The 17102-nt window shown below is 64.9% G+C and carries 16 protein-coding genes; 7 read left to right on the plus strand and 9 right to left on the minus strand.

The window, feature by feature from the left end:
* The first annotated feature begins 150 nt into the window (after positions 1 to 150).
* Positions 151 to 1233, plus strand: coding sequence for a cytochrome P450 (locus ACNQS7_RS12950; RefSeq protein ID WP_418015975.1), 1083 nt, complete (start codon positions 151 to 153; stop codon positions 1231 to 1233).
* Positions 1234 to 1245: 12 nt separating this feature from the next.
* Here ACNQS7_RS12950 and ACNQS7_RS12955 read toward each other — a convergent pair whose 3' ends face one another.
* From ACNQS7_RS12955 to fdxA, 4 genes are all read right to left on the minus strand, one after another.
* Positions 1246 to 2442, minus strand: coding sequence for a PPE family protein (locus tag ACNQS7_RS12955; protein WP_418015976.1), 1197 nt, complete (start codon positions 2440 to 2442; stop codon positions 1246 to 1248).
* Positions 2443 to 2520: 78 nt separating this feature from the next.
* On the minus strand, positions 2521 to 3717 hold the full coding sequence (locus ACNQS7_RS12960; protein WP_418015977.1) for a PPE family protein: 1197 nt from the start codon (positions 3715 to 3717) through the stop codon (positions 2521 to 2523).
* A gap of 78 nt (positions 3718 to 3795) precedes the next feature.
* A complete protein-coding gene (locus tag ACNQS7_RS12965) occupies positions 3796 to 4821 on the minus strand; it encodes a PPE family protein (RefSeq protein ID WP_418012849.1) in 1026 nt (341 codons plus the stop codon).
* A gap of 2 nt (positions 4822 to 4823) precedes the next feature.
* Entirely contained in the window at positions 4824 to 5153 is a 330-nt protein-coding gene (gene fdxA / locus ACNQS7_RS12970) for a ferredoxin (RefSeq protein WP_418012850.1), read from the minus strand.
* Between the two features lie 537 nt (positions 5154 to 5690).
* On the opposite strand from fdxA, the gene ACNQS7_RS12975 reads away from it, so the two are divergent.
* Positions 5691 to 6659 (plus strand): LysR family transcriptional regulator, encoded by a 969-nt coding sequence (locus ACNQS7_RS12975; protein WP_418012851.1) that lies wholly within the window; start codon positions 5691 to 5693, stop codon positions 6657 to 6659.
* Between the two features lie 13 nt (positions 6660 to 6672).
* Here the strand turns inward: ACNQS7_RS12975 and ACNQS7_RS12980 are convergent, their stop codons facing one another.
* Genes ACNQS7_RS12980 through ACNQS7_RS12990 form a run of 3 tightly spaced genes read right to left on the minus strand, consistent with a single transcriptional unit; the run spans position 6673 to position 9846 of the window.
* Positions 6673 to 7389 (minus strand): sirohydrochlorin chelatase, encoded by a 717-nt coding sequence (locus ACNQS7_RS12980; protein WP_418012852.1) that lies wholly within the window; start codon positions 7387 to 7389, stop codon positions 6673 to 6675.
* Positions 7386 to 8129: a phosphoadenylyl-sulfate reductase gene (locus ACNQS7_RS12985; RefSeq protein ID WP_418012853.1), complete on the minus strand. Its 744-nt coding sequence runs from the start codon at positions 8127 to 8129 to the stop codon at positions 7386 to 7388. The genes ACNQS7_RS12980 and ACNQS7_RS12985 overlap by 4 nt, the downstream gene beginning before the upstream one ends.
* A 49-nt stretch (positions 8130 to 8178) precedes the next feature.
* Positions 8179 to 9846, minus strand: coding sequence for a nitrite/sulfite reductase (locus ACNQS7_RS12990; protein WP_418012854.1), 1668 nt, complete (start codon positions 9844 to 9846; stop codon positions 8179 to 8181).
* Positions 9847 to 10268: 422 nt separating this feature from the next.
* On the opposite strand from ACNQS7_RS12990, the gene ACNQS7_RS12995 reads away from it, so the two are divergent.
* Positions 10269 to 11714 carry a nitrate/nitrite transporter gene (locus tag ACNQS7_RS12995; protein ID WP_418012855.1) on the plus strand — a complete coding sequence of 482 codons (1446 nt, stop codon included), beginning with the start codon at positions 10269 to 10271 and terminating at the stop codon, positions 11712 to 11714.
* Positions 11715 to 11766: 52 nt separating this feature from the next.
* On the opposite strand, the gene ACNQS7_RS13000 is transcribed toward ACNQS7_RS12995, so the two are convergent.
* Positions 11767 to 12531 carry an SOS response-associated peptidase gene (locus ACNQS7_RS13000; protein WP_418012856.1) on the minus strand — a complete coding sequence of 255 codons (765 nt, stop codon included), beginning with the start codon at positions 12529 to 12531 and terminating at the stop codon, positions 11767 to 11769.
* Between the two features lie 44 nt (positions 12532 to 12575).
* Between ACNQS7_RS13000 and aroA the strand changes: the two genes are divergently transcribed.
* Both aroA and rsgA read left to right on the plus strand, forming a co-directional pair.
* The gene (gene aroA, locus ACNQS7_RS13005) at positions 12576 to 13853 is read left to right on the plus strand and encodes a 3-phosphoshikimate 1-carboxyvinyltransferase (protein ID WP_418012857.1); all 1278 of its coding nucleotides are present in this window, start codon (positions 12576 to 12578) and stop codon (positions 13851 to 13853) included.
* Positions 13850 to 14830 (plus strand): ribosome small subunit-dependent GTPase A, encoded by a 981-nt coding sequence (rsgA, locus tag ACNQS7_RS13010; RefSeq protein ID WP_055577326.1) that lies wholly within the window; start codon positions 13850 to 13852, stop codon positions 14828 to 14830. Before aroA ends, rsgA begins: the two co-directional genes overlap by 4 nt.
* Here the strand turns inward: rsgA and ACNQS7_RS13015 are convergent.
* Entirely contained in the window at positions 14817 to 15290 is a 474-nt protein-coding gene (locus tag ACNQS7_RS13015) for a winged helix-turn-helix transcriptional regulator (RefSeq protein WP_418012858.1), read from the minus strand. The two genes, rsgA and ACNQS7_RS13015, sit on opposite strands and share 14 nt — an antisense overlap.
* Before the next feature lie 98 nt (positions 15291 to 15388).
* Here ACNQS7_RS13015 and ACNQS7_RS13020 point away from each other — a divergent pair, with 98 nt between their 5' ends.
* The gene (locus ACNQS7_RS13020; RefSeq protein WP_418012859.1) at positions 15389 to 16564 is read left to right on the plus strand and encodes a thiolase family protein; all 1176 of its coding nucleotides are present in this window, start codon (positions 15389 to 15391) and stop codon (positions 16562 to 16564) included.
* Positions 16564 to 17076 (plus strand): DUF302 domain-containing protein, encoded by a 513-nt coding sequence (locus tag ACNQS7_RS13025; protein ID WP_418012860.1) that lies wholly within the window; start codon positions 16564 to 16566, stop codon positions 17074 to 17076. Before ACNQS7_RS13020 ends, ACNQS7_RS13025 begins: the two co-directional genes overlap by 1 nt.
* Positions 17077 to 17102 lie beyond the last annotated feature (26 nt).

Here is a 17102-nt window from a genome sequence, read left to right on the forward strand (position 1 = left end):
CCATACTCACAGGCTGTTGGGACCTCTGTCCCAGTATCGCCGGTTAACCTCGTGGCGCGATGGATCACAGCATTTCACAGGCCCGTTGAGCTGGCAGTGGATTTCACGAGCACCTTCCACTTACCCCGGCTGGACCATGCCGCACTACCGATGACCACGGACCGAGGTGTCGGGTGGAAGGCGTTGCGAGACAGCGGCCCTGTGGTGTTCATGAATGGCGCCTACTACCTGACCTGCCGAGAGGACGTGCTTGCGGCGCTGGGTGATGCCAAGCTCTTCTCGGCGCAGTTGGCGCTTCAGCCCCCCGGCTGCCCAATCCCGGTGCTTCCGTCGGCATTCGACCCTCCTCAGCACACTCGCTACCGCAAGACATTGCAGCCACACTTCAGCCCTCACGCCCTGGGGAAATACCACAGCGTGATGAAACGCCACGCCGTCGCGACGATCGCTGCACTGGCTCACAGAGGTGAGTGCGAGGCAATGGCTGAATTCGGGCGCCTTTATCCGTTTCAAGTTTTCATCGAGCTCTACGGGCTACCGCCGCAGGACCGCGATCGCGTGATCGGCTGGAAAGATGCCGCGGTGGCGGGAAAGCCGGAAGGACAAGAGCTGTTGGCATACCTCGCCGCTGCCATTCGGCAGCGCCGGACGACTCCGGGGCGTGACATGTTGTCGCAGATAATGTTCGGCCCAGGCAATCTCAATGACCTCGAGCTGCTAGGTATGAGCCATCTGTTGATACTGTCCGGCCTGGACACGGTGGCAGCGGCGATCGGCTTCTCGCTTTTCGAATTGGCCCGCAGGCCGCAGCTGCGCGCGGAGCTCCGCAACGAACCAGAGCAGATCCGGGCATTCGTCGAGGAGATCGTCCGACTCGAGCCTGCTGCGCCGCTGGCGGCACGGGTGACCACCGATTTCGTCAACGTAGGCGGAATGACGCTTCCACCGGGTACACCCGTCCGGCTGTGCACGGCGGCGATCAACCGCGACGGCACCGATTCGATCTCCACCGACGAGCTGGTAATGGACGGAAAAGTGCACCGCCACTGGGGATTCGGCGGTGGACCCCACCGCTGCCTGGGTTCCCACCTGGCGCGGCTGGAATTGACCGTGATCATCGACGAGTGGCTAAAGCAAATTCCCGACTTCGAACTGCCGGAGGGTTACACTCCCGACATCGAGTTCCCCTCGAACTCTTTTGCACTGAAGGCACTGCCGCTGAGCTGGCGTTGAGAGGCACTCTCGCTAGCCCGCGAAGGGCGGGCGGGTCATGACCGTCGGGCGAAGCCCATATTTGGGACTGGCCCCGGCCTGGCCCATGCCCGGGCCGGTCAGCGGTAGGCCGCCGAGTAGGTTGCCGGATCCCCCGGTGTCGGGCGAGGCGGGAGCCAGATTCTCCACTACCAGGGGCCCCGCATGACCTGTTGCCGGGCCGGCCCCCGCCCAGGCCGGAGGGACCGAAAGTCTGCCGATGGAGGCCGCGTTCCCCAGTCCCGCGGAGGTCGGGACGCCGCCTCCACCGAGCATTCCCCCCAGACCTCCCAGACCCTTGGGAACGGCCGCCGCGGCATCCGGCGCAGCACCGCCGATCGCCCCGGTGGTCTTGGCAATCTGCACACCGAAGTTGGCCATACCGACGCTGAAGTACGGCAAGCCTTCGGTGTTGTACCAGAGGGCCGAGTAGCTGTTATAGCCGGTGACTAGGGTGCCGAGATTGTTTGGCAGCGTGTTCTGCCCGCTCAACAAGAACCAGATCTCGGTGAGCAACGGATTCGACTGGACCGAGGAAAGCGGCGACGCGAGACTCTGCAACTGATTCGGCAACCCGGTGATCAGCTGGGTCAGCGTAGACTGCGCGGTGCCCGCCGACCCCGCTCCGGATGTAACCGCGGTGGCTTGCTGGGCCTGCGCCGTCGGGCTGGCCACCTGCGGCGCCGCGGTAAAGGGCGCCAATTTCGTCGCTACCGCGGATTGACCCGCATAGCCGTACATGGCAGTGGCGTCTTGAGCCCACATCTGGCCGTATTGGGCCTCATTGGCCGCAATCGCGGCCGAATTCTGCCCCAGCACATTGGTCGCGAGTAGATGCGTCAGCTCAACGCGATTGGCCGCAACAAGCGGCGAGGGCACCGTCGCGGCGATCGCGATTTCGTAGGCCGCCGCGGCCAGTCGCGCCTGCGTGGCCGCTTGCTCAGCCTGGTTGGCGGTCGCACTCAACCACGACACGTAGGGGAACGCCGCCTGCGCCATCAGGGTCGACACCGGCCCCAGCCACTCCTCGCCGCTGAGCGTAGTGAGCACCTGGTCGTATCCGGTAGCAGCCGAACTCAATTCGGCCGCCAGTCCGCTCCACGCCGCCGCTGCGGCCATCAACGGTCCAGAGCCGGGACCCGAATACATCAGCGCGGAGTTGATCTCCGGCGGTATTGCTCCAAAATCCAGCATATTGACCCCTTAGCTAGTCCCGGCCACACTGGCCATCTTCTTGACGGAATGAAATCCCGTGCGTTACAACCGCCCTCACCCCGCGGAGGGCGGGCGCGTGATCACCTTGTAGCGCAGCCCGTACTTGTGGACATAGCCTGCAGTTCGTCGGCCTGCTGCGCCCGTGGGCATCCCGCCGAGGATGGCGTTGCTCTTCTCAGGTGTCGCGGATGCCTGGGCGGGAATACCTGCGGTGGTAGTGATCCGATGGCCGGCCGGCGATGCATCGGCCCAATTCTGCGGAACCGACAGCGCCCCAACCCTGCCCGCTTGACCCGCATTCGCCGAAACCGTCGGGCCGCCCGCGCCGGCCAACCCTGCATGGGCGAACTGCGGTGTCGGATACCACGCGCCACCGCCACCGGCCGTGGTTCCTCCGGGCCCGAACGTCAATGTCTGGTCGATGTTGTAACTGTGGTAACCGGTGCCGTAGGCGTTGTATATCTGCAGGAGGTTGTGAAACCACGTGTAATAGGTGGCTTGTGTGATGCCGGACGTATTCCAGGCCGTAGGTATCTCGTTCCACGGCCACGGCAACGCCGATGGGTTCGTAGCGAATTCGGTGATGATCTGTTGCAGCGACTGGGAGAGATCGGTCGCCGACAGCGATTGCGGCGCGGTAGCCGCAACGATCTGCGCGGACTTGCCGGCTGCCGTAGCAGTCGCCTGCGTAACGGCGGAACTCTGGCCGGCGATTGCGTTGGGGGCGGTGGTATTCGGGGGCGACGTGAACGGAGTCAAGTCCCGTGCGGTCGCCGACGTGGCCGCGTAGCCATACATGGCCACGGCGTCCTGAGCCCACATTTCCATGTACTGGGCTTCAGTGGCTGCGATCGCCGGGGTGTTCTGCCCGAAGAAATTCGTTGCGATCAGCGTCATCAACAAGATCCGGTTGGCCGTTACCACGGACGGCGGCACCGTCATCGCAAACGCGGACTCGTAGGCGCCCACAGCCAGTCGCGCCTGACTGGCGGTCTGCTCGGCGAGCGCGGCCGCGGCACCGAGCCAACTGACATACGGAGCGACCGCAGACATCATGGCGGCGGACGCGGGCCCTACCCAGGGGGCGCTGCTCAGTTCCGATAGCTTGGAGCTGTAGCCGGTGGCCGCGGTGTCCAATTCCGCGGCGAGTTCATCCCAGGCGGTAGCGGCGAGTATCATAGGTTCTGCACCGGGACCGGAATAGATTCGGCCGGAATTGATCTCGGGCGGTAACGCACCGAAGTCGAACACCATACCCCTCCCCTAAACTGCGGCGTCTGCCGACAGGATCCTTGATTGCATTGGCGTGCAAGCGAGTGTTGGCTTCAATCACTCGTTCTCCGTCGCGGGCGTGTGCCACGTGGCGGCCGAGTGAGCGATCGGTGGGTCTGCGACGTCGACCAGGTGGATCGGTTCGCACACCCAGCCCCGCTGCAGTGGTACGGAGACGGGATCGGCGGTTTCCGCTATCCAGCTCTGCGGCACCGACAAACTCCCGATCAGTTTTCCCCGTCCGAGGGTCGCAGCGAATGCCGGCGCGCTGCCACGGCCCTCGCGCGGCGCCAGACACGCCAACGCCGCCGCCTTGTTGAGTCCGCTCAGGTAGAAAAGCGCGAAGTCTGATGGAGCGCTCAGCGACGCCAGTCTGGATAAGGCCGGAGTGACCGAGGAAAGGGTGACGGCGAACGAAGCCAGCGGCGACCGGCATATCGCTTCCAATGCATCGGGGATCGTCGAGATCAACTGTGAGGCAGCCGTTATGATCTCCGGTCCGACACTGAGCCGCCACGCGCGGGCCGGCGGGCAAGGGACCGCAGCGTGCACGCTGAGCACTGTGTCGGCGGCCGGCGGCGGAGTGAACGGGCTCAGCACGGATGCGGCAGCCGCGGCGCGCGCATATGCATGCATGGTATCTGCGTTCCTGGCCCACATGCGCTCATACTCAGTGTCGGCGTCGGCGATCGCCGGGCCGGTCTGGCCCAGACAATTGCTTATCGCCAGCGATAGCCGCTGCGCCCGGTTCGCGCTGATGTCCTGCGGGGGCACCATCGCCGCGAGGGCCGATCGATGGGCGCTCGCTGCTGCCGCAGCCTGGCTGGCAGCGTGTTCAGCCTGGGCGCCCGTGGACGCGAGCCAGGAGAGGTACGGCGCGGTTGCCCGCTGCATGGCGGTCGACGCGGCGCCACTCCATTCATCAGATAGCTTCAACACCGCTTTCCGGCAATTCGCAGCCGCCTCAGAAAGATTGGCGGCCAGTGTCCCCCAGGCCCCGGAGGCCAGCAACATGGATTCGGGTCCGGGACCGCAATGCATGCGCCCCGAAGTGATCTCTGGCGGCAACTTTCCGAAGTCCATCGCTAGCCCCCATGAGTAGGGGGACGGATCAGGCTCCTGATCGCGATCGGGTCGTTTTCCGTCACCCCGACTTTCGTCGCCCCGCCGGGGGATCCGAGGTCGTCGAAAAATGCCGCGTTGATCTCCTTGTAGTTACCGAACTGTGCGGGTAGATCATCTTCGAAACTAATCGACTCGACAGGACATACCGGCTCGCACGCGCCGCAGTCGACACACTCGTCGGGGTGAACGTAGAGCATCCGAACACCCTCGTATATGCAGTCGACGGGGCATTCTTCAATACAGGCCTTGTCTTTGATGTCGACGCAAGGCTCTGCGATTACGTATGTCACAAGTATTCCTCCCCGTCAGCTACCAGGCACCGAGAAGTGCCCCGAAAGCCAGAAGCATGGACTGCGATGGAATTAGGTCCTGCCCCCATACCTCGCGGATATCGCTGGGGCCAGCGGCATCTCGGAGTCGTCGACCGTGACGCCGATCTGACTTAGGCCATCTGCCGTCCTTCGTGGAAGCATCAACGCGGTGAAACCCGAAGAGCCCAAAACACACAACGCATCATGTCTCCAATAATCGCGCTGTGAACGGGACGCCAGTAGAGGGATTGTTGTTGTGATGTCACACGGTTTGGTTGTGCCGGACGAGTGCCGGACATGGCCGGCGCCCGTTAGTGGGTTTAGTCTGTGATGAGCGCTCTGCTGCGCAAGGTCGGTGCCTTACGCGTTGCGGCACAGGATATTTGCAGATCTACTGTGTGCGGCTACCTGAAGACGCGCGGCAATCGTCACCTGCCTAATGCCGGGTTGGACGTAATAGGTTAAGACGCAGCGTCTTGCCAGCCAATTACAAGCAAAATGTGATTCCTTGTGAATATGGCGTTGAGTTCTTACATGCCCGAACTCTCCTCGTTCGAATTGTTGTTAGCGATCGCGGAGTCTGGAAGTCTGGGCGGTGCCGCCCGCGAACTCGGGATGACCCAACAGGGCGTATCCCGGCGCCTTGCGTCAATGGAAGCTCAGACCGGGGTGGCACTCGCCGTTCGGACGACACGGGGATCAGACCTCACCCCCTCGGGCGTGATCGTTGCCGAGTGGGCGGCTCGCCTGCTCGAAGTTGCCCGCGACATCGACGCGGGTCTGGGCTCATTGCGCGAAGGAGGTCGCCAGCGAGTCCAGGTGGTGGCCAGCCAGACGATAGCCGAACATCTCATGCCCCACTGGCTGTTGTCCCTGCAGGCGGCCGACAAACATGGCGGCAGTGCACCCCAGGTGGTTCTGACGGCTACCACCAGCGAGCACGCCATCGCGTCGGTCCGCCACGGCACCGCTGATCTCGGGTTCGTTGAGAAACCGGGCCCGTTGCCGGGATTGGGGAGTTGTGTGGTTGGCCACGACGAATTGGTCGTCGTTGTGGCACTGAGTCATAAGTGGGCTCGAAGGTCGTCGGTGGTCAGCGCCCTCGAGCTGGCTCAAACACCCCTGGTCTGCCGCGAACCCCGGTCCGGTATCCGCGATTCCCTTACTGCGGCGTTGCATCAGGTGCTCGGCAGCAACGTGACACAGGTGCCGCCGGTACTCGAACTGTCATCGGCGGCGGCGGTGCGCGCCGCCGTCCTCGCCGGGGCCGGGCCGGCAGCAATGAGCCGGCTGGCGGTCGCCGATGACCTGGCGGTGGGGCGGCTGTGTGCCATCACAGTTCCCGAGCTGGATTTGCGGCGCCAACTTCGTGCTATCTGGGTGGGCGGGCGAACACCGCCTACCGGTGCTATACGAACGCTCCTGCGCCACGTGAGCAGCCGGCCTGAGCTTCCCTTGGACACTCTGCAACGAATGCCGAGCTGAACGTGGAACGAACTCAGGCCGCGGGGTGGCCGGCGACCGCTTGGTCATAGCGATCGAGCACCGTCTCGGCCACCAGTCGGTGCGCCCCCAGCGGCGGCGCCATTGGAACCTTGTTCGCGTGCGCATAGTCGTAGATGCGGTCGGTCAGGCGTCCGGGACCCAAAAACCACGGCGCGATGACGAGGCGGCGCGCGCCGCGGCGTTGCAGCCGGGTCGCCGCTTCGGCCACCGACGGCTCGGGTCCGGTGGCGAAGGCCATCGTCGCCCCTACCCACCGGGTGCCCGCCGACAGCCTTGCTGCCACCGCTGCAGTGCGGGCGTTCACCGCGGCGTTCGACGATCCGGTCGCCACCAGAAGCACGCCGAGATCCTGGTCGAACGGGGATACTTCCAGATTGGCCAGGCGCTCGTTGAGTACCGACAGCAGGCGGTCGTCTTCACCGAGCACATCGGCCCGTAGAACGCCGGGCACGCCCGCACGCTCGATCTGTCGTGGAATGTCACGCAGCGCGTGGTACGCACGGGCAAGCAAGAACGGAATGACCACCGACTGACGGTCATTAGGCAGTCGGCCTAGCACTTCGGCCAAGGTTGGCGCGGATAGCGACAAGAACGCGGGTCGGACATCGAGACCGGGCCGAATTCGTTCGAGTCGCGCCGCCACGACTCGTACGTTCGCTGCAGACCGTGGATCTTTGCTGCCGTGCGCGGCGAGAATTAGGATGCTCACGAAAAGTGCAGCCCGCATTCGGTTTTAGCGCGCCCCTGCCAGCGCCCGCTGCGGGGATCGGAGCCCGCAACCGGCTTCGCGGTGCACGGCGCACAGCCGATGGATGGATAACCCTCCTCAACCAGGGGATTGACCGGCACGTTGTTCCGATCGATGTAGTCCTGAACGTCCTGGTCGGTCCACGCCGCCAGCGGATTGACCTTCACCAGGTGAAACGCCTCGTCGAAGCTGATCAACGGAGCGTTGGCGCGGGAGAGCGCTTCGACCCGGCGGAGCCCGGTGACCCATGCCGAGTATCCGCGCAGCACTTTGGCCAGGGGGACGACTTTGCGCCGCCGGCAGCACTCGTTGGGATCACGCGAAAATAGGTCGACGCCCATCAACTCGTCCTGTTCGGCAACGGTGTGCTCGGGCGTGACATTCAGCAGCTTGATGTCGTAATGAGATTTGATCGCGTCACGAGTGCCGATGGTCTCAGCGAAGTGGTAACCCGTGTCGAGAAATACGACCGGCACTCCGGGGCGCACCTTGACTGCGTTATCGATCAACACCGCATCTTGCATATTGGATGCGACTACATACCCGCACGAGGATTGCGCGCCGGACCCGTTGCCGGTGCCGAAGTTGTAATCGGTCCAACGCAAAAGATCGGCGGCGTCAGCGCCGTCCAACTCGGCCGCGCCCCGGTCTGCGAGCCTACGCAGCCCAATCTCGTCGCGGCGGTTCACCATATCGCTCATCTGCTCCCCCAGCTCTCGATGTCGGCACTTGCTGCGGCAATCGCGGGAACTACCGCAGGTCAGCCTCAGAGGCACGCAGCGCCCAGGTGGAAAATCGTTCTTGGTGTCTGCGTTGCCTGAGGAAGTTGCGCACAACCCGGTCGATGTAGTCAGCCAACTCATCGCTAGTGACCTTGTGCTGGCGCAATTTTCGGCCAAACCCGCTGTCTCGGCCCACCCCGCCGCCCAGGTGAACCTGAAAACCCTCGACCGAGCCACCTTTCCCGTCGTCGACCATTTGCCCTTTGAAGCCGATGTCAGCGACCTGGATCCGGGCGCAGGAATTGGGGCACCCATTGAGGTTGACGGTGATCGGGACCGCCAGCTCGGTGTTGATGTCAGCCAGGCGCTGTTCCAGTTCGGGCACCAAACTTTGCGCTCTGACCCGGGTCTCGGCGAACGACAGCTTGCAGAACTCGATTCCACTGCAGGCCATCAGGTTCTTGCGCCATGCTGAGGGCCGGGACGGTAACCCCAGCGCGTCCAGCCCGGTGATCATGCTGTCGCGCATGTCGTCGGGTACATCGAGAATGACCAGCTTTTGGTAGGGAGTGAACCGCGCCCGGTCAGAGCCGCTGCGCTCCATGAGTTCGGCTACCGAGGAGAGGACAAAGCCGGACACCCGCCCGGCTATCGGGGCAACCCCGACCGCGTTGAGGCCGTTCTTCAGCCTCTGCACACCGACGTGGTCCATCGGGTGCATAAGGGGTTCGGGAGCTGGACCGTCCACCAGACGTCGCTTGAGGTAGTCGATCTCGAGTACTTCCCTGAATTTGTCGATCCCCCATTCCTTGATCAGGAATTTGAGGCGGGCCTTCGAGCGCAAGCGCCGGTAGCCGTAGTCACGGAAGATCCGGGTGACCGCCTCCCAGACGTCGGGCACCTCGGCAAGGGGAACCCATGCGCCGACTCGTCGAGCCAGCATCGGGTTCGTCGACAAGCCCCCTCCTACCCAGAGATCCATTCCCGGGCCGTGCTCGGGGTGATCGACTCCGATAAACGCAACGTCGTGGGTTTCATGGCAGACGTCCTGCAGCCCCGATATCGCGGTCTTGTATTTGCGTGGCAGGTTTGCGTATTCGGGGTTGTTCATGAAGCGTCGCAGGATTTCGTCGATGGCCGGAGACGCGTCCAGGATCTCATCGAGCGATTCGCCGGCGAGTGGGGAACCGTGGATACCGCGGGGGCAATCACCGCAGGCCTCAGTGGTCTGCAGCCCCACCTCGGCCAGCCGCCTCCAAATTTCGGGAACGTTTTCTATTGCGATCCAATGGAACTGAAGGTTCCCTCGGTCGCCGATATCGGCCGTCTGGCGGGCAAAGTCGGCCGAAATCTGTCCCAAGGTGCGCATCGCCGCAGCTGACATCGCCTTGCCGTCGGAGCGGACGCGCATCATGAAGTGTTTAGCTTCAATAGTTTCGGTGTGCTCTTCGCCGGTCCAGCTGCCGTCGTAGCCCTGCTCACGTTGCGTGTAAAGGCCCATCCAGCGGAAGCGTCCGCGCAGATCTGACTTGTCAATGCTGTCGAATCCGTGCTTGGCATAGATGTTTTCAATTCGCGCTCGCACGTTGAGCGGTGCATCGTCTTGCTTCATCTGCTCGGTGTCGTTGAGTGGGAGGCGATTACCCATCGCCCATTGGCCCTCGTCACGAGTCTTGCCAGGCTGCAAAGTGCTCATGCGGAGTTCTCCTTCGTCAAACTCGCCGCTAGACCGCAGCCGTGTATCCGCTTGGCTCAAGCCATTTCATCGTGCACCATCAACGAGAAATGCAGTAGCCATGCTGGGTTGTGGCGCCACACGGCGGCGTTGTGTCGGATCGTTCTGGTACGGAGACGAACTCGGATACAGGGTACGAAGCGATGCCCGCGGACACCTCTGAAACCGTTGATTACGCAGCGAGACAGCGCTATTCCCGACAACCTCACCCGGCTACTCGTCAAAACGACTGTCAGACAATCAGTTCACATCCTGTGCGCCTTCAGGAAACGCTCAGGCGTTCCTCAGCACTTTTAATCCTGGAAATTCGCGCCACGACACGACACAGCTGGCAACCTGAAGTGTCGGCGACGTTGCGCCAGCGGTAGAGATGAGGGAGTGCGATGGAACAGCAGGTGTTGAACCAGGCTAGGGCCATCGGTCTGCTGACGCTTCGGGCGAAGATCAGTCAGTCGCTGCGTCGCTCGCGCCACATCGCGCATTGGGACCCTGAGGATTTGCGCGCCTGGGAAGCGGGCAATAACCGGATCGCCCGGCGCAACCTGATCTGCTCGGTGATGACCGTGCATCTCGGCTATTCGATATGGTCCCTCTGGTCGGTGATGGTGCTGTTCATGCCGGAGGACGTCTACGGCTTTTCCGCGGCCGACAAGCTCCTGCTCGGCTCTACGGCCACCCTCGTCGGAGCCTGCTTACGCATTCCCTACGCGCTGGGCACGCCGATCTTCGGCGCCAGAGTCTGGACGACCTTCTCGGCATGGGTGCTGCTGATCCCAACGATAGGCACAATGGTGCTGTTGGCGCATCCTGGACTGCCGCTGTGGCCGTTCGTAGTCTGTGCAGCGCTGAGCGGGCTCGGCGGTGGGAATTTCGCGGCCTCCATGTCCAATGCCAATGCGTTCTACCCGCATCGGCTCAAAGGTCGGGCGCTCGGCCTGACCGGTGGGCTTGGCAACCTAGGGGTGGCTGGCATTCAAATGGTCGGACTGCTGGTCATAGCGACCGCCGGTGACCGGCAACCGTACTGGGTGTGCGCGGTGTACCTCGTGTTGCTCGTGGTGGCCGGTATCGCAGCCACGCTGTTCATGAACGACCTCGAGCAGCACCGTATCGAGGCGCCCCATCTCGCCAGAATCCTGCCGTCGATCGTGTTCAACCGGGACACCTGGTTGCTGGCGCTGCTGTATCTCGGCACGTTCGGATCGTTTATCGGCTTCGCGTTCGCGTTCGGCCAGATATTGCACATGGAGTTTCGAGCTGACGGAGAAAACACGGGGCAAGCCTCATTGCACGCCGCTCTGCTCAGCTTCATCGGACCTCTGCTGGCGGCAGCGGCCAGAGTCTATGGCGGCCGACTCGCGGACCGGTGCGGCGGCAGCCGCGTCACGTTCGCGGTCTTCGCTGCCATGGTGCCTGCCACCGGGCTGGTGATAACCATGAGCAGTCTCGACGACCGGCAAGCTGGTGGCCCCGGTTCGACGATGATCGGTCTCATCGCCGGCTTCATGGTTTTGTTCGTCTTGTCCGGGCTGGGTAATGGGTCGGTATACAAGATGATCCCCACACTTTTCGAAGAGTGCAGCCCCTCGGCACGCCCTGGCGACGCCCGCCAGACACCGCCACGGATCGTCTCGGGAGTAGTCATCGGGTTCGTCGCCGGGCTCGGCTCACTCGGGGGGGTCGGAATCAACCTCGCCCTGCGCGAATCCTATTTGAGTACCGGCTCGGAGACTTGCGCATTTTGGGTCTTCATGTCCTACTACGCCGGCGCCGCACTGTTGACCTGGGGCGTCTACGTGCGCCGACCGATTCGCACACTAGCTGGGTGACGCCGCCCAGCACGGCGCCGGCGGCTCGGCCAGGGGTTGCGCCGGTGAACGGCTACAGCAACGTCATCTGCCCGGGCTCCGGCTCGGCCGGCTCCAGCAACTCCGGCCCGTTGTTGCGGATGTTGTTGACGAGTTTCGAGACCTCGCGCATCTCGATGTCGCGCACGTCCGGGGGGCGTGCCAGCAGTTCGGGATCCAGCGGCGCGTCCGGGTTCAACCAGGCATCCCAGTCGCCCTCACCCAACATCAGCGGCATGCGGTCGTGGACCTCGGCCAGCTCGCCCACCGCGTCGGTGGTGATGATGGTGCAACTGAGCAACGGCTTCGCCTCTTTGCCGGATTTCCAGACCGACCACAAACCGGCCGCGAACAGCGGTTCACCGTCCCGCCGGTGCATGAAAAACGGTGTCTTTCCTACTTTTTTCGCTGTCCCACCGTCGGGATTGGCGCGCCATTCGTAGTAACCGTCCATCGGAACCAGGCAGCGCTTGCCCTTGGCGGAGCCCCGGAAGGCCGGCGAGGTGGCGACCTTGTCGGCACGCGCGTTGATCAGTAACGGGCCCTTGGTTTCCGGATTACCGTCAGCGTCGGCCTTGACCCACGGCGGCAACAGACCCCACCGCATCAGTCGCACCCGGCGGGTGGCTTGATCTTCGGGCTCGTCGTGGCGGGTCACCACGGTGGCGATCGTCGTGGTGGGGGCCACGTTGTAGTTGGGCTCGGAGGCCCGTTCATCGGAGCCCGTGGCCTCGTCGATTGCCTTGATCTTCTCGGCCAGCAGGGCCGGATCCGTGGTGACTGCGAACCGTCCGCACATATCTCCAATGGTGGCAGATGACCCCGACAAGAGATGATGGACCGGTGAACGCATGGCAGGCCCCGTCCACACCGGCACCGGTGCACGCGACCGTGACCGTTCCGGGCTCGAAATCCCAGACCAACCGCACCCTGATACTGGCCGCGCTGGCGGCCGCGCAGGGCCAAGGCACCTCCACCATCACCGGCGCGCTGCGCAGCCGCGACACCGATCTGATGATCGGCGCGCTACAGACATTGGGCCTGCGCGTCGAGGGCCCCGGGCCCGACCTGACGGTCAGCGGCGGCATCGGCCCCGCGCCTGGCGCCCGCGTCGACTGCGGCCTGGCCGGTACCGTCCTGCGTTTCGTGCCGCCGCTGGCCGCCTTGACCGCGACCCCGGTGGTCTTCGACGGCGACGAGCAGGCCCGCGCCCGGCCGATCGCCCCGCTGCTCGATGCGCTGCGCGGACTGGGTGTCCCGGTCGACGGTTCGGGGCTGCCGTTCCGGGTGCAGGGCAGCGGCGCGGTAGCCGGCGGCACCGTGGCCATCGACGCCTCCGCATCCTCACAGTTCGTCTCGGGCCTGCTGCTGTCCGGCGCGTCGTTCACCGAGGGACTGACCGTCCAGCACACCGGCACGTCGCTGCCGTCGGCGCCGCACATCGCGATGACCGTGGCGATGCTGCGGCAGGCCGGCGTGGAACTCGACGATTCGGTCGCCAACCGCTGGCAGGTGCTACCGGGGCGGGTCAAGGCGCGGCACTGGGAGGTCGAACCGGACCTGACCAACGCGGTCGCGTTCCTCGCGGCCGCGGTGGTGACCGGCGGCACCGTCCGCATCACCGGCTGGCCGCAGACCAGCGTGCAACCCGCAGAGCACATCCTGGACCTGCTGAAGAAGACGGGTGCGGTTGTCACACAGAGTGATTCGGCCCTGGAGGTACAGGGCACGGCGGGTTACGAAGGGTTTGACATCGACCTGCGCGACGTCGGCGAGCTGACACCGACGGTGGCCGCGCTGGCCGCGCTGGCCCGCCCGGGATCGGTGTCGCGGCTGACCGGGATCGCACACCTGCGTGGACACGAGACCGACCGGCTAGCCGCGCTGAGTACCGAGATCAACCGCCTGGGCGGCGACTGCCGGGAAACCGACGACGGCCTGGTGATCACTGCGACGCCGCTGCGGCCCGGCCTCTGGCACGCCTACGCCGACCATCGGATGGCGATGGCGGGTGCCATCGTCGGGTTGCGGGTTCCCGGCGTCGAAGTCGACGACATCGCCGCCACCACTAAGACGCTGCCCGAGTTCCCGCAGCTGTGGCGCGAAATGGTGGGCGATTGAGGCCTGGCGACTACGACGAGTCCGACGTCAAGGTCCGGTCCGGCAAAGGATCGCGGCCCCGGACGAAGACTCGCCCGCAGCACGCCGACGCCGAGTCCGCCATGGTGGTCAGTGTCGACCGCGGCCGCTGGGGGTGCGTGCTGGGCGGGGATCCCGAGCGCCGTGTGGTCGCCATGCGGGCCCGCGAGCTCGGCCGCACCCCGATCGTCGTCGGTGACGACGTCGACATCGTCGGTGACCTGTCCGGACGGACCGACACCCTGGCCCGCATCGTGCGGCGCGGCCCGAGGCGAACGGTGTTGCGGCGCACCGCCGATGACACCGACCCGACCGAACGGGTGGTGGTGGCCAACGCCGACCAGCTGTTGATGGTGGTGGCCCTGGCCGATCCGCCGCCCCGTAGTGGCCTGGTGGACCGCGCGCTGATCGCCGCGTACGCCGGCGGGCTGCGGCCGATCCTGTGCCTGACCAAGACCGACCTCGCGCCGCCCGAACCGTTCGCCGAGCAGTTCGTGGATCTGGACCTGACGGTCGTTGCCGCGGGCGTCGACGATCCGCTGCTGGCGGTGGCCGACCTGCTCGACGACAAGATCACCGTGCTGCTCGGGCACTCCGGGGTGGGCAAGTCGACGCTGGTGAATCGCCTTGTGCCCGAGGCGGATCGAGCGGTCGGTCAGGTGACGGATATCGGGCGTGGCCGGCATACCTCCACGCAGTCGGTTGCGCTTCCGCTGTCGAATGGCGGCTGGGTGATCGACACCCCCGGTATCCGCTCGTTCGGGCTGGCCCACATTCAGCCCGACGACGTGATGAAGGCATTCTCCGATCTTTCCGAAGCCATCGAAGACTGTCCCCGCGGCTGCGGGCACATGGGGCCGCCGGCCGACCCCGAATGCGCGCTGGACGCGCTCAGCGGGACGGCGCCGCGTCGCGTCGCGGCGGCACGCCGGCTGCTGGCCACCCTCAGGGAGACTTGACCACCCGCATACCCAGTTCCTCTGCGGGCACCAGATGCCCTTCGGCACAGCGGATTTGGACTTCCGCGGGGGCGCCACAACCCACGTGTTCCAGCCGGAGCCGATGCCGCCCCGGCAGATGCCGCTGTCCCCACTGGAACAGTGACCACACCACCGGCATAAACTCGATGCCTGACTCGGTGAGCACATACTCGTCGCGCCTGCGCTGCCCGGGCTCGCGATAGGGGCGGCGTTGCAGCAGTCCGAGGTCGACGAGCTCGCCCAACCGGGCCGACGTCGCGGCCTTGGTGATGCCGACCCGGCGGGCGAAGTCGTCGAACCGGGTGGTGCCGTAATAGGCCTCGCGCATGATCAGCATGGCGGACTTGGTGCCGACCACGGCCATCGTCTTCTCGATCGCGCACTCCCCGACCGCCGACCACGACTCCCGATCAGCAAGCGGCCCCTGCAGCATTGTCACGCACATCACCTCCAGACTGGGTTGCTTTCAGTATACCCAGGTGTTATAGCTGGGTATAGACAGCAATACTCAGCTGTCTAAGGACTCAAGGAGGAGCCATGACCCGTGATGCCGTGATCGTCGGCGCAGTTCGAACCCCTGTCGGCAAGGGCAAAGCCAACGGAGCGCTGCACGGCGTGCTGCCGGCCGATCTGCTGGCCCACAGCCTGCGTGAGGTGGTGGCCCGTTCGGGCGTGGATCCCGCGCAGGTCGACGACGTCATCGCCGGCGCCGTCACCCAGGTCGGCGACCAAGCCGTCAACATCGCCCGTAATGCGTTGCTGGGAGCCGGTTTTCCGGAGTCGGTGCCCGGCACCACAGTCGACCGGCAGTGCGGCAGCAGCCAGCAGGCGATCAGCTTCGCCGCCCAGGGCGTGATCGCCGGCGCCTACGACATCGTCATCGCCGGCGGCGTGGAGTCGATGAGCCGGGTGCCGATGGGCACGTCGGTATTACCCGGCAGCAACCCGTTCGGCGAGGACATGGCGCGGCGCTACCCCGACGGGCTGGTGCCGCAGGGCATCAGCGCGGAATTGATCGCCGCGAAGTGGGGATTCTCCCACGCCCAGCTCGACGAGTTCTCCGCCGCCAGCCACGAGAAGGCCGCCCGCGCCACCAAGGACGGGCTGTTCGACAACGAGCTCATCCCGATCGCGGGGCTGTCCAGCGACGAGATCATCCGGCCCGGCACCACCGTCGACACCCTGGCCGGGCTCAAGCCGGCGTTCTACAGTGAGGCGACGGCGGCGCGGTTCCCGCAGATCAACTGGCAGATCACGCCGGGCAACTCGTCCCCGCTGTCCGACGGCAGCGCGGCGGTGATGATCACCAGCAGCGAGGTGGCGGCGAAGCTGGGCCTGAAGCCGCTGGCCCGCATCCATACGGCCACCGCGGTGGGATCCGACCCGCTCTACATGCTGACCGGCGTCATACCTGCCACCGAACGGGTGCTGCAGCGTGCCGGCCTGACGCTGGCCGACATTGACCTGTTCGAGGTCAACGAGGCGTTCGCGCCCGTGGTACTGGCGTGGGCCCACGACACCGGAGCCGACCTGGCCAAGACCAACGTCAACGGCGGCGCCATCGCGATCGGTCACCCGCTGGGCGCCAGCGGTGCCCGCATCATGACCACCATGGTCAACGCCCTCGAGCAGCGCGGCGGACGCTACGCGCTGCAGACGATGTGCGAGGGTGGCGGCATGGCCAATGCCACCATCATCGAACGGCTCGGCTGATGGCGCAGGAAATCTCGTTCACCGGTGTCCGGGTGCGCTATGACAGCGCCAAGAGTTACGACGAGGTGGTGACCGCGTTGCTGGCCGACATCGGCCGGCAACCGGTGCCCATCGCCGAGGTCACCCGGCCTTGCGACAACTGGAACGCCTATCGTTCCACCGTCGAAAAGCACGTCGGGCCAAGTGGATTCATGCTTTTCGCGCTGATCGACCATGGGTCCTGGCTCCCCAATGCCGGCATCGGCCGCAAGGCGCTGCGCGTCATCCTCGGCAATCCTCTGATCGCGATCACCATGCTGCGTCACGACGTGACCGCCGGCCTGTTCGCCCCTGTTGAGCTACTCGTCCTTGACGAACCGAACGGCAGCAGCCTCACCTACGTCAAGCCTTCGTCGCTGATGGTCGTCGAACCAAATCCTGAATTGCTGAGCGCCGCAGAGCAACTCGACGCCAAGCTGGCAGCGTTGGCCGACAAGGTGACCCGCTCAGATTCGGAGCGAGGACCTGGCTAAGCCGGCGACAACCCGCTAACCAGGAG

Source organism: Mycobacterium sp. 23 (assembly GCF_048287075.1).
GTDB classification, from domain to species: Bacteria; Actinomycetota; Actinomycetes; order Mycobacteriales; family Mycobacteriaceae; genus Mycobacterium; species Mycobacterium gordonae_B.